Here is a 12,279-nt window from a genome sequence, read left to right as displayed (position 1 = left end):
TGATGTTCGAGGTGAGCCGGGCGGGCACGGGCGTGCGTGTGAACGCCTTCCGCATCGGGTTCATGGGCGCGATCGGGGTGCTCGTCGCGCTGCTGGCCGGCTCGCTCGTCCACGAGCTCAGCACAGTGCTCGTGTACATCGGCGTGGCGCTGTTCATCGCACTCGGCCTCGACCCGCTCGTCACCCTGCTCGAGCGGTACATCCCGCGTTGGGCGGCGATCCTCATCGTGGTCGTCGTCGTGCTCGGGGCCTTCGTCGGCGTCGTCTTCGCGATCGTGCCGATCCTGGTGAACCAGGCCACGAACCTGGTGCAGAACTTCCCGGAGATCGTCGGGGACATCTCGGAGCAGGGGTGGGTGCAGGACCTGGCGCGGCAGTTCGAGGGCTCGTTCGACATCGACCACGCACTCGACTCCGCGCAGAAGTTCGTCGAGAACCCGGGCAACCTGCTCAGCCTCGGCGGCGGGATCCTGGCGGTCGGCACCGGCATCCTGTCCGGACTGACCGGTGCGCTCATCGTCATCATCCTGATGCTCTACTTCCTCGCCTCGATGCGCAGCCTGAAGACGATGGTCTACCGCTTCGTCCCGTCCTCCCGCCGCGACAACTTCGTCGAGGTGAGCGAGCAGGTGACCTCCTCCGTCGGCCGGTACGTGGTCGGGCAGATCACCCAAGCCGGCATCAACGGTGTGCTCAGCATCATCTGGCTGCTCGTCATCGGGGCGCCGCTGCCGGTGCTGCTGGCGTCCTTCGCGTTCCTCGGCTCGCTCATCCCGCTCGTCGGGACGCTCGGTGCGGCCGTCCTCATCTCGCTGCTCTGCTTCTTCGCGTCACCCGCGACGGCGCTGGCCGCAGCGATCTACTACCTCGTCTACATGCAGGTCGAGGCGTACATCATCTCGCCGCGCATCATGTCGCGGGCCGTCCAGGTGCCGGGGGCGCTCGTGGTCATCGCCGCGGTCGCCGGTGCCACGATCGGCGGGGTGCTCGGCGCCCTCGTCGCGGTGCCGGCAGCGGCGTCGGTGATCATCATCGTGCAGAAGGTCATCTACCCGCGCCAGGAGCTCTCCTAGCACGCTCGATCCGGCCTGTTCGGCGGGTTGCAGCGTGCGGTTCTCCATCGACATGGTGCGGATGGTTGCCGTTCCCAGTCGGCACCTGTCATGATGAGCGTGTCCTCCGGGACGTCACAATCGCATACCGATGGTCCCGAACGGGTCCTCCGCTGTACAGGTCGATGGGGAAGTCGCACCTGACGATCGGAGGAATCGTGACTGGGACAACGTCAGGAGTGCTCTACGTGCACTCCTCACCACGCGCGCTCTGCCCGCACGTCGAATGGGCAGCAGGTCGCGCGATGAACCGCGCCGTGAACTTCTCGTGGCTCGACCAGCCCGCACTCGACGGTTCGCGCCGCACCGAGTTCACCTGGTCGGGGCCGACCGGGTCCGGTGCGGCGATTGCCTCTGCGCTCCGCGGGTGGGAGCACCTGCGCTTCGAGGTCACCGAGGACGCGACGACCGACTCCGACGGTGGACGCTGGATGCACACGCCGGACCTCGGCGTCTTCTACGCGCAGACCGACGTCACCGGCAACATGGTGGTCCCCGAGGACCGCATCCGCTACGCGATGGAGATCGCCGGCAGCAATGCCCTCGAGCTGCACCGGGAGCTCCGGCTCGCGCTCGGGCAGGCGTGGGACGACGAGCTCGAGCCCTTCCGCCACGCTGCCGAGGGCAACCCCGTCGTCTGGCTGCACCGCGTCGGCTGAACCGATCCGTTCCTCCCGTCACACCGAACGCCGTCCTCCGGGCGGCGTTCGGCGTTGCGGGCGGTGCACCGGGCGCCGAGCGTCGAGATGCCAGAATTCTGCAGCCTCGGGCTCCGAGGCGGCCGCATTGCGGCATCGCCGCGGCAATGAGCGGCGCGTTGTGCACCCTCGCCGCACGGCATGCGCCCGCAGAGCCCGGCCGGCCCCGGACGGACGGGAGGCCCGCCCCGCGACGCGGGACGGGCCTCCAGGCCGACGGCGGATCAGACCGAACGGAACGCCACCACGGCGTTGTGCCCGCCGAAGCCGAACGAGTTGCTCACCGCGAGCAGGTCGCCCTGCGGCAGGTCGCGCGGCGCGGTCGCGACGTCCATCACGATCTCCGGGTCCTGCTTCGTGAGGTTGATCGTCGGCGGTGCGACCCGGTTCTCGAGCGCGAGGACGGTGAAGACCGCCTCGATCGCGCCGGCCCCACCGAGCAGGTGCCCGGTCGACGCCTTCGTGGCGGACACGACGACGGCGTCGAGGTGGTCGCCGAAGACACGACGCATGGCGTGGTACTCGGCCACGTCGCCGACCGGGGTGGAGGTCGCGTGGGCGTTGACGTGCGCGACGTCCTCGCGGCTGGCGTCGGCGTGCTCGAGCGCCATGATGACGGCACGGGCGGCCGCGGAACCCTCGGGGTCCGGTGCGGTGATGTGGAACGCGTCCGAGGTGATGCCGGACCCGGCGACCTCGGCGTAGATGTGCGCACCGCGGGCCTCGGCGTGCTCCTTGGTCTCGAGGATCAGGGCAGCGGCACCGTCGGCCAGCACGAAGCCGTCCCGTGTCACGTCGTAGGGACGCGAGGCGGTCTCGGGGGAGTCGTTCCGACGGGACAACGCCTGCATCGCGGCGAAGGCGGCCAGCGGCAGCGGGTGCAGCGCGGCCTCGGCACCACCGGCGATGACGATGTCCGCGTCGCCGAACGCGACGTGCCGGTACGCCTCGGCGAGCGACTCGGTGCTCGAGGCGCACGCGGACAGGTAGGTGCGAGCGCCGCCACGGGCGCCGAACTCCATCTCGATGGCTGCGGCGGGACCGTTCGCCATGAGCATCGGGACGGTCATCGGCAGGACCCGGCGGGGACCGCGCTCACGCAGGGTGTCCCACGCGTCGAGCAGCGTGTTGACGCCGCCGATGCCGGTGGCCCAGTCGACGATGAGACGCTCCGGGACGACGGTCTCGGCGTCGATGCCGGCGTCGGCCCAGGCCTCTCGTGCGGCGATGAGCGACAGCTGCGACGAGGGGTCCAGGCGCTTCGACTCGGGGCGGGTGAGCTGGTCGGTGACGAAGCGGCGCGCCTGGCCGGCGAACTCGACGGGGAGCTCCAGCTCGGCGTAGCGCGGGTCCTCGATGCGGGTGACACCGGACTCACCTGCGAGCAGCGCCGCCCAGGATTCCTTGGCGGTCGCAGCGAGGGGACTGATCGCACCGATCCCGGTGACGACGACGGTTCTCTTGGTCATGAACGACGGTTCTTTCTGCGAGGGACAAGACGAGCGCCGCGGGCCACGACTCGAGGGTCAGCGGCCCGCGGCGCTCAGGAAGCTCGTTTCAGGCCTGGGCCTTGACGATGAAGTCGACGGCGTCGCCGACGGTCTTGAGGTTCTTGACCTCTTCGTCGGGGATCTTGACGTCGAACTTCTCTTCGGCGTTCACGACGATGGTCATCATCGAGATGGAGTCGATGTCGAGGTCGTCGGTGAACGACTTGTCTGCGGCGACGGTGTCGGTAGCGATACCGGTCTCGTCGTTGATCAGCTCGGCCAGGCCGGCGAGGACTTCTTCGTTGGACAGGGCCATGAGTGTTCTCCTTGAGGGGGGTGTCGTTTGACCGTGGGACAGCCTAGGGCACGGGCACTGCCCGCGCCCGGAGGCGCGTGGGACTAGGGGAGGACGACCACCTGCGCGCCGAACACGAGTCCGGCGCCGAAGCCGATCTGCAGGGCGAGTCCGCCCGACAGTTTCGGGTGCTCGGAGAGCAGGCGGTGCGTGGCGAGCGGGATGCTCGCGGCGGAGGTGTTGCCGGTGGTGGTGATGTCGCGTGCGATGGCCACCGAGTCCGGGATGCCGAGCTGCTTCGCGAACTCGTCGATGATCCGGATGTTCGCCTGGTGCGGTACGAACGCCGAGAGCTGGTCGGCGCGGACGCCGGCAGCCTCGAGTGCCTGACGAGCGACCTTCACCATCTCCCAGACCGCCCAGCGGAACACCGTCTGACCGGCCTGACGCATGGTCGGCCGGGGTGCGCCGGCCGCCCATTCGTTGTAGGTCGCGGTCATGCCGATCGCGTCCCACTTCGAGCCGTCGGAACCCCAGATGCTCGGGCCGATGCCGGCGAACTCGCTCGGACCGACGACCGCCGCCCCCGCCCCGTCCCCGAGGAGGAACGAGATCGAGCGGTCGGTCGGGTCGACGACGTCGCTGAGCTTCTCGGCGCCGATGACGAGCACGTGGTCGGCGATGCCGGACTTGATGAACGAGTCGGCCTGGGCGATGCCGTACGCGTACCCGGCGCACGCGGCGCTGATGTCGTACGCGGCGGCCGGCGTGGCACCGATCCGCTCGGCGAGGAGCGAGGCCAGCGACGGCGTGGCGACCGAGTGCGTCACGGTCGCGACGAGCACGACACCGATCTGGTCGGGCGTCAGGCCGGACTTCGCGATCGCCTCGCGCGCGGCCGTCTCGGCCAGGTCCACCGCTGCGACGTCGCGTCCGGCACGCATCCGGGTCACGATGCCGGTGCGCTGGCGGATCCACTCGTCCGAGGAGTCGATCGGGCCGACCAGGTCCTCGTTCGGGACCGCGTTCTCGCCGCGCGCGGCGCCGAAGGCGAGGATGCGGGTGAACTCGTGGCCGCGCCGCTGGGCGAGGACCGGGCGGGCATCGGACGGGAGGCCCGTGGCCGCGTCGCTGCTTCCGGCGTCGGTGGTGCTGCTCGTGTCGGTCATCGGGTGCCCTCGGTGGTGTCGGTGGCGGCGCTCTGGAGCAGCTCGACCGCGGCGGGCAGGTCGTCCGGCGTCTTGATCGCGACGGTCGGCGTGCCACGGAGTCCACGCTTCGCCAGACCGACGAGCGCGCCGGCCGGAGCGAGCTCGATGATGCCGGTGACGCCGGCCTGCTGGAACGAGGTCATCACGGCGTCCCAGTGCACGGGGCTGGCGATCTGGCGGACCATGAGGTCGACGAAGTGACGGCCGTCCTCGACCCGGGAGCCGTCGGCGTTGGTCCAGAGCGGCAGGGTCGGATCCTGCACGGCGGCGGCGGCGGCGACGGGGGCGACCCGGTCGACCGCGGGGGCCATGAAGCGGGTGTGGAACGCTCCCGCGACCGCGAGCGGGATGACCCGGGCCTTCGCGGGTGGCTGCTCGGCCAGACGGACGATGGCGTCCGCGGACCCGGCGACCACGGTCTGCCCACCGCCGTTGTGGTTCGCGGCGGTGAGCCCGAGGGACTCGAGTGCGGCGGTGAGCTCGTCGGCGTCGCCGCCGAGGACGGCGGCCATCGAGGTCGGCTCGAGTGCGGCGGCGGCCGCCATCGCCCGACCACGCTCGGCGACCAGCGAGACGGCGTCGCTCGGCGTGAGCACCCCGGCGACGGCGGCGGCGGTGAACTCGCCCACCGAGTGGCCGGCGACCCCGCCGACCAGGTCACGACGGCCGTCGGCGAGGAGTGCGTCGGCGGCCACGAGCCCGGCGGCCACGATGAGCGGCTGCGCCAGCGCGGTGTCCTTGATCGTGTCGGCGTCGGAGTTCGTGCCGTGTTCGGCCAGGTCGACGCCGATCGCCTCGGACCACTGCCCGACTCGGTCACGGACGGCGGAGTCCTCGAGCCAGGGGGCGAGGAATCCGGGGGTCTGGGAGCCCTGTCCGGGCGCGACGACGACGATCACCGCACAATCCTCCCGGTCGGGGTTCCCGGAACCCGTGTGGACTCCCCACACGGATTCCGCGGATGCCTTGTAGGAACCCCTACCGGCGGGTCGGACGACGGCGAGTGGACGCCGACTCGGACATCGCGCCGAGGATGAGCGCCGACTGCACGATGAGGGCGTCGCGGGCGTGGGTGGCGTCCCATCCGATGACGTCGGCGACACGGCGCAGCCGGTAGCGCACGGTGTTCGGGTGCACGAAGAGCTCACGCGCGGTGGCTTCGAGCGAGCGCCCGGTGTCCAGGTAGCACCAGAGCGTCTGGAGGAGCTCGGTCGACTGGTCCTTCAGCGGGATGTAGATCCGTTGCACGAGCGCCGACCGGGCGAGCGGGTCGCCGGCCAGTGCGCGCTCCGGGAGCAGGTCGTCGGCCAGGGCCGGACGGGGTGCGCCACGCCACGCGCGTGCGACGGCGAAGCCCGCGAGTGCGGCCTTGGCGCTGGTCGAGGCGTCGACCACCCCGGGTACCTCGTTGCCGAGCACCAGGTGACCCTCGCCGAACAGCGGTTCCAGCTCTTGCGCGATCGACATGAACGAGACCGGCTCTTCGCCCTCGGGCACGTCGTCACGCGGCGTGGCCCGGCCGATGACCACGACGAGCCGGGAGCCCTGGACGCCGATCAGCACGTCCGCGTCCTGGTGTCGGGCCGTCCGGCGGACCTGGTCCACCTCGAGCTGCCGCGGTGCGGTGCCGACGAGCACCGCGACTTCACCATGGCCGTGCCAGCCGAGCGCGGCGATCCGCGAAGGCAGCTCGTCGTCGTACTCGCCCGACAGGATCGAGTCGACCACGAGGGCTTCGAGACGGGCGTCCCAGAGCCCACGGGCCTCGGCGGCACGGGCGTAGACGTCAGCGGCGGCGAAGGCGATGTCGCGCGAGTACTTGAGGATCGCCTCCTGGAGCATCTCGTCGTCGGCGGCGCGTTCCTCGACGACGGTCACGACGACGCGGATGAGCTGCAGGGTCTGCTGCAGGCTCACCGAGCGGAGGAGCTCCCGCGGTGCCGAACCGAACACGTCGGCTGCCGCGATCCACGGCGTCGACGCACTGCCCTCGAGCCACGAGATGAACGACGTGATGCCGGCCTGCGCCACCATGCCGACCGCCGAGCGGCGTCCCGGCGGCATCTCGCTGTACCAGGGGAGCGTGTCCTCCAGCCGCTTGATCGTGGCCGTCGAGAGCTCGCCCGACACCTGCCGGAGCCAGGAGAGCGCCCGTGCCCGGTCGTCCTCTCTGGCTCCGGCGGTGTCGGTGCGTGGTGCCATCACCAGCGGGTCAGCTCTCGCCGCCCGCGTTGCCCGTCGTCCCGGCGGTCACGTCGTGCAGACGGTACTTGTCGATCGCCTGCTGCACGACCGAGGCGTCGAGCTTGCCCTGACGGACCAGCTGCTGCAGCGTCCGAACGACGACCGACGGGCCGTCGATGTGGAAGAAGCGGCGGGCTGCCGCACGGGTGTCCGAGAAGCCGAAGCCGTCGGCGCCGAGCGTGGCGTAGTCGGTCGGGACGAACGGACGGATCTGCTCCTGCACGGCGTGCATGAAGTCGCTGACCGCGACGACCGGGCCCTCGGTGCCGAGCAGACGCTCGGTCACGTACGGGGTGCGCGCCTGCTCGTTCGGGTTGAGGAACGCGTGCTGCTCGGCGGCCACACCGTCGCGGTAGAGCTCGCCCCAGCTGGTGACGCTCCACACGTCGGCCGACACGCCCCAGTCCTCGGCGAGGAGCTGCTGCGCCTCGAGGATCCACGGCACCGCGACGCCGGACGCGAGCAGCTGGGCCTTCGGGCCGTCGTGCTCGCTCGACTTGAGCAGGTACATGCCCTTGACGATGCCGTCGACGTCGACGCCCTCCGGCTCGGCGGGCTGCACGAGCGGCTCGTTGTAGACCGTCAGGTAGTACATGACGTTGGGGTCGTCGTGCGAGGGGGTCCCGTCCTCGTTCGTGCCGTACATGCGCTCGAGGCCGGTCCGGACGATGTGCCCGATCTCGTACCCGTACGCGGGGTCGTACGACACGACCGCCGGGTTCGACGCGGCGAGGAGCGGCGAGTGGCCGTCCGCGTGCTGCAGGCCCTCTCCCGTCAGGGTGGTGCGACCGGCGGTGGCGCCGATCATGAACCCACGGGTCATCTGGTCGCCGGCGGCCCAGATGGCGTCGCCGGTGCGCTGGAAGCCGAACATCGAGTAGAAGACGTAGACCGGGATGAGCGGCTCGCCCTGCGTCGAGTACGACGTGCCGACGGCGGTGAAGGCTGCGAGGGCACCGGCCTCGTTGATGCCGACGTGGATGATCTGTCCCTGCGGGCTCTCCTTGTACGCCAGGAGGAGCTCTCGGTCGACCGACGTGTAGTGCTGGCCGTTCGGGTTGTAGATCTTCGCGGTCGGGAAGTACGCGTCCATGCCGAACGTGCGCGCTTCGTCCGGGATGATCGGGACGACCCGGTTGCCGAAGTCGGGCGAGCGGAGCAGGTCCTTCAGCAGACGGGCGAACGCCATCGTCGTGGCGACCTCCTGCTTGCCGGAGCCCTTCTTCACGACCTGGTACTTCGACTCGTCGGGCAGGTTGACCTGCGTGTACTTCGTGCGACGTTCCGGCACGTAGCCACCGAGTTCACGGCGACGCTCGTGCATGTACTGGATCGCCTCGTCGTCGTTGCCCGGGTGGTAGTACGGCGGCGTGTACGGGTTCTCCTCGAGCTGCGCGTCCGTGATCGGGATGCGCATCTCGTCGCGGAACTGCTTGAGGTTGTCGAGCGTGAGCTTCTTCATCTGGTGGGTCGCGTTGCGGCCCTCGAAGCTCGGGCCGAGGCCGTAGCCCTTGACCGTCTTCGCCAGGATGACGGTCGGCTGGCCCTTGTGCTCACTGGCGGCCTTGAACGCCGCGTAGACCTTGCGGTAGTCGTGGCCACCGCGCTTGAGGTTCCAGATCTGGTCGTCCGAGTAGTCCTTGACCAGCTCGAGCGCCTTCGGGTCGCGCCCGAAGAAGTTCTCGCGGACGTAGGCACCGTTCTCGGCCTTGTACGTCTGGTAGTCGCCGTCCGGCGTCGCGTTCATGAGGTTGAGCAGTGCACCGTCGGTGTCACGGGCGAGCAGGTCGTCCCACTCGCGGCCCCAGACGACCTTGATGACGTTCCAGCCCGCACCGCGGAAGAACGCCTCGAGTTCCTGGATGATCTTGCCGTTGCCGCGCACCGGGCCGTCGAGGCGCTGGAGGTTGCAGTTGATGACGAAGTTCAGGTTGTCGAGACCGTCGTTGGCCGCGACCTGGAGCTGGCCGCGGGACTCGACCTCGTCCATCTCGCCGTCGCCGAGGAACGCCCAGACCTGCTGGTCCATGGCGTCCTTGATGCCGCGGTTCGACAGGTACTTGGCCTGCTGTGCCTGGTAGATCGCGTTGATCGGGCCGATGCCCATCGACACGGTCGGGAACTGCCAGAAGTGCGGCATGAGGCGAGGGTGCGGGTAGGACGACAGCCCGCCGCCGGCGTGGGACTTCTCCTGACGGAAACCGTCGAGCTGGTCCTCGCTGAGGCGCCCTTCCATGTAGGCACGGGCGTACATGCCGGGGGAGGCGTGGCCCTGGAAGAAGACCTGGTCGCCGCCGGACGGGTGGTCCTGCGCACGGAAGAAGTGGTTGTAGCCGACCTCGTACATGGCGGCGCTCGACGCGTACGTCGAGATGTGGCCACCGACCGAGATGCCGGGGCGCTGCGCACGGTGCACCGTGATGGCCGCGTTCCAGCGGATCCAGCGGCGGTAGCGACGCTCGAGCTCTTCGTCGCCGGGGAACTCGGGCTCGTCCTCCGGCGCGATCGTGTTGACGTAGTCGGTCGTCGGGACCATGGGCACACCGAGGTGCAGCTCGTTCGAGCGCTTCAACAGGCTCTGCATGATCTCGCGAGCCCGCTGATGTCCGTGGGCCTGGACGAGGCCGTCGAGGGACTCACGCCATTCGGCGGTCTCCTCCGGGTCCTGGTCCGTTCCTGCGGTGCTGCGCGGGTCCTGGTCGTTCACCGTCACCGTTGACCTCGTTCGTTCTCGTGGTGGTGGAATGTCGAGCCGTCGGTGGTCGGGTCACGACCGGGGACGGGCCGCATCCACTCTAGGCCCCCGCACCGACGGTCCCGCTGACCGCGACGCAGGGCGGACGGCACTTGCGTTCGGAGGGCGTCGGCGTAGCATGGCCGACCGTGCGTCCGCGACCGGTGGACGTGTGGAACCGTGGGGCACACCCAACGCCCTGGGAGAGAAGCACCTCAACGATGGCTCTGGAGATCGGCTCACTCGCGCCGGACTTCGAGCTCCCGAACCAGTTCGGTGAGCACGTCCGACTCAGCGACCACCGTGGCCACCGCCCGGTCGCACTCGTCTTCTTCCCTCTGGCGTTCTCGTCCACCTGCACGGACGAGCTCTGCACCCTGCAGGACAACATCGCGATGTTCCAGGACCAGCGCATCGAGCTGATCGGCATCTCGGTCGACTCCAAGGCGACGCTGCGGTCGTTCGCGCAGGTGAACGGCTACGACTTCGAGCTGCTCGCGGACTTCTGGCCGCACGGGGCGGTGTCCAAGGAGTACGGCGTGTTCCTCGAGAAGAAGGGCTTCGCGACCCGCGCGACCTTCGTCATCGACGTGGACGGTCGCATCAAGGCATCGATCATCACCGAGCCGGGCGTCGCTCGCGACGTGACCGAGTACCGGGCAGCGCTCGACCGACTGGCCGCCCACGCCGCGCCGGTCTCCGTCAGCTGAGGCTCAACCCCTCCGCCCCGGCGTCGGCTCCGAACTCCGGGTGACGTCACCAGGCGTCGGACTGGAGGCACGGTGACCGTCACCGACACCGGCGCGGTCCCTCAGACCGGCGCCTCGATCGCGGATGTCTCGATCGCGGACGTCTACGCGCCGTACCCCATCGTCGACGAACCTCCTCGCTGGGGTCTCGAGATGACGACGGTCCGGACCGGTGTCCGCCCGACGGTCGTCCACCACCGCCCCGGACCCCGCCCACTGCTGTTCCTGCACGGCGTCGCCGGCTCGTGGACCACGTGGACCCCGCTCCTCACGGCCGCGGCGGGCATCGCCGGCCGCGGACTCGTCCTCGTCGACCTGCCCGGCTGGGGATCCTCGCCCGCTCCGGCCGTGGCGCTCGACGTCGACGAGTCGTCGCAGGTGCTCGTCGACGTGCTCGACGCCCTCGGCCTCGACCAGGTCGACGCCGTCGGCCACTCCATGGGGGCCTTCGTGGGCCTCCACCTCGCGGTGACCAGGCCGGAACGGGTGCGCTCCCTCGGCCTCGTCTCCGGCACGACCTTCGCCACCGCGGCCGCGGCGCGCCGTCCGGTCCGGGCACTGCGGACCCTGCCGGCCTTCACGCTGCTGCGTGCCGGGCTGGCGGTGACCCGGGGAGCCGGGCACGGCCTCCTGCGCGGACTCGCCCGGATCGGACTGCTCCCGCTGCTCGCGGGGCCGGTGTTCGCCGCCGTCCGTCGGCTGGACCCGAGCGTGCTGCAGGCGTTCGTCGAGGAGTTCCGGCCGGCCGGGTTCCTCGGCGCGGCCCGCGCGGCCGCCCGCTACGACACCCGACGGTGGTCGGAGGTCCGATGCCCCGTCGTCGCGCTCGCGGGACGGCAGGACGTGTTCGCGCGGGTGGACGACCTCGCGCGCCTCCGTCGTGTCCTGCCGGACGTCCACACGGTCCTCCTGGAGGACTGCGGGCACTTCGCGCACGTCGAACGTCCCGACGCGGTGGTCCGCGAACTGCTCAGCTGAACTCGATCGGCGTCCCGATCGGCAGCTCCGCGAGTGCGTCCGTCATCGCGGCGGTGATGCGGACGCAGCCGTGCGACGACCCGGTCGGGTCCGGGTAGAAGTGCAGCGCGGTGAGGGCCGCGTTGCCGCCGAACCCGGCGAGCTTCGACGAGTGCGCCCCGGTCAGCGCGATCGGGTGCCCCTGCGTGTACGGGACCTGCGGGTCGACGTAGTTCGCCTCCATGTAGGTCTTCGTGTCCGCCGGCGTCGGGTCGTCCGGAGTGCCGAGGCGTGCGGTCTCGCTCGTCTGGACGGTGCCGTCGCGGTGCACGATCGCGATCGTGCCGGTCGCGTTGTCGACCCGGACCTCGCGGTCGGTGCCCGCGAGCGTGAAGTCGGCGGCGCGGGCCCAGGCGAACGTCGAACTCGGGGCCTCGGCGACCCCGCCGTCGCCCGGCGTCCGGTTCCGGGACGGCGTCGAGACGAGGACCATGCCGCCGTCCTCGCCGGCCGATCGACCCCAGACGGCGGTCGCGGTCGGTGTGTTGATCGTCGACACCGACGAGGACAGCGACGCCACCGGAGCGGCGTCCGCGTCGTGCGCGGCGTAGAGCGGGACGAGCGGTGCCTTCGGGGTCGCGGTGGTCCACTGGTTCCGGGCGTCGACCTGCGAGCCGTCGAGGAGCTGACCGATCACGGCGTCGTGGAAGGCCAGGGGGAGTGCGGCGAGGGCCTCGTCCGACGGGCGGTCGGGGACGGCGGGCAGCGGCGTGCGGGACGGGGTGGGCG

The 12,279-nt window shown here is 70.4% G+C and carries 11 protein-coding genes; 4 read left to right on the top strand and 7 right to left on the bottom strand.

All coding sequences use genetic code 11. The annotated features are described in order from the left end of the window. The first annotated feature begins 2 nt into the window (after nt 1–2). Together DEJ25_RS16005 and DEJ25_RS16000 are read left to right on the top strand one after the other, a co-directional pair. On the top strand, nt 3–1,073 hold the full coding sequence (locus DEJ25_RS16005; RefSeq protein WP_220033246.1) for an AI-2E family transporter: 1,071 nt from the start codon (nt 3–5) through the stop codon (nt 1,071–1,073). A gap of 164 nt (nt 1,074–1,237) precedes the next feature. After that, complete coding sequence (locus DEJ25_RS16000) at nt 1,238–1,771, top strand: DUF3145 domain-containing protein (RefSeq protein WP_110903171.1); 534 nt, start codon at nt 1,238–1,240, stop codon at nt 1,769–1,771. Between the two features lie 263 nt (nt 1,772–2,034). On the opposite strand, the gene DEJ25_RS15995 is transcribed toward DEJ25_RS16000, so the two are convergent. From DEJ25_RS15995 to aceE, 6 genes are all read right to left on the bottom strand, one after another. Then, on the bottom strand, nt 2,035–3,279 hold the full coding sequence (locus tag DEJ25_RS15995) for a beta-ketoacyl synthase (protein ID WP_111045304.1): 1,245 nt from the start codon (nt 3,277–3,279) through the stop codon (nt 2,035–2,037). 88 nt (nt 3,280–3,367) lie between these two features. Next, nucleotides 3,368–3,616: an acyl carrier protein gene (locus DEJ25_RS15990; protein WP_058741348.1), complete on the bottom strand. Its 249-nt coding sequence runs from the start codon at nt 3,614–3,616 to the stop codon at nt 3,368–3,370. A gap of 83 nt (nt 3,617–3,699) precedes the next feature. Further along, nucleotides 3,700–4,764, bottom strand: a complete 1,065-nt coding sequence (locus DEJ25_RS15985) for a beta-ketoacyl-ACP synthase III (RefSeq protein ID WP_111045303.1) — start codon at nt 4,762–4,764, stop codon at nt 3,700–3,702. Then, nucleotides 4,761–5,705, bottom strand: a complete 945-nt coding sequence (locus tag DEJ25_RS15980) for an ACP S-malonyltransferase (RefSeq protein WP_111045302.1) — start codon at nt 5,703–5,705, stop codon at nt 4,761–4,763. Before DEJ25_RS15980 ends, DEJ25_RS15985 begins: the two co-directional genes overlap by 4 nt. Nucleotides 5,706–5,784: 79 nt before the next feature. Beyond that, nucleotides 5,785–7,008, bottom strand: coding sequence for a CdaR family transcriptional regulator (locus tag DEJ25_RS15975; protein WP_110903216.1), 1,224 nt, complete (start codon nt 7,006–7,008; stop codon nt 5,785–5,787). Nucleotides 7,009–7,018: 10 nt separating this feature from the next. Beyond that, nucleotides 7,019–9,763, bottom strand: a complete 2,745-nt coding sequence (gene aceE, locus DEJ25_RS15970) for a pyruvate dehydrogenase (acetyl-transferring), homodimeric type (RefSeq protein ID WP_110903175.1) — start codon at nt 9,761–9,763, stop codon at nt 7,019–7,021. A gap of 242 nt (nt 9,764–10,005) precedes the next feature. Between aceE and DEJ25_RS15965 the strand changes: the two genes are divergently transcribed. Next, nucleotides 10,006–10,494 carry a peroxiredoxin gene (locus tag DEJ25_RS15965; protein ID WP_111045301.1) on the top strand — a complete coding sequence of 163 codons (489 nt, stop codon included), beginning with the start codon at nt 10,006–10,008 and terminating at the stop codon, nt 10,492–10,494. Nucleotides 10,495–10,566: 72 nt separating this feature from the next. Next, nucleotides 10,567–11,511: an alpha/beta fold hydrolase gene (locus tag DEJ25_RS15960; protein ID WP_111045300.1), complete on the top strand. Its 945-nt coding sequence runs from the start codon at nt 10,567–10,569 to the stop codon at nt 11,509–11,511. Here DEJ25_RS15960 and DEJ25_RS16820 read toward each other — a convergent pair. Next, nucleotides 11,504–12,279, bottom strand: a 776-nt coding sequence (locus DEJ25_RS16820; RefSeq protein ID WP_181427476.1) for a L,D-transpeptidase, incomplete at its 5' end; no start/stop codon positions are given. The genes DEJ25_RS15960 and DEJ25_RS16820 overlap by 8 nt on opposite strands.

The organism is Curtobacterium sp. MCPF17_011, from assembly GCF_003234145.1.
GTDB lineage: Bacteria > Actinomycetota > Actinomycetes > Actinomycetales > Microbacteriaceae > Curtobacterium.
This window is presented reverse-complemented; position numbering and strand designations above follow the sequence as displayed.

What these genes read in the sequence shown, in the direction of transcription:
- DEJ25_RS16005 (WP_220033246.1), top strand. Translation starts at nt 3, where the DNA reads ATGTTCGAGGTGAGCCGGGCGGGCACGGGCGTGCGTGTGAACGCCTTC.
- DEJ25_RS16000 (WP_110903171.1), top strand. Translation starts at nt 1,238, where the DNA reads ATGGGGAAGTCGCACCTGACGATCGGAGGAATCGTGACTGGGACAACG.
- DEJ25_RS15995 (WP_111045304.1), bottom strand. Translation starts at nt 3,279, where the DNA reads ATGACCAAGAGAACCGTCGTCGTCACCGGGATCGGTGCGATCAGTCCC.
- DEJ25_RS15990 (WP_058741348.1), bottom strand. Translation starts at nt 3,616, where the DNA reads ATGGCCCTGTCCAACGAAGAAGTCCTCGCCGGCCTGGCCGAGCTGATC.
- DEJ25_RS15985 (WP_111045303.1), bottom strand. Translation starts at nt 4,764, where the DNA reads ATGACCGACACGAGCAGCACCACCGACGCCGGAAGCAGCGACGCGGCC.
- DEJ25_RS15975 (WP_110903216.1), bottom strand. Translation starts at nt 7,008, where the DNA reads ATGGCACCACGCACCGACACCGCCGGAGCCAGAGAGGACGACCGGGCA.
- DEJ25_RS15965 (WP_111045301.1), top strand. Translation starts at nt 10,006, where the DNA reads ATGGCTCTGGAGATCGGCTCACTCGCGCCGGACTTCGAGCTCCCGAAC.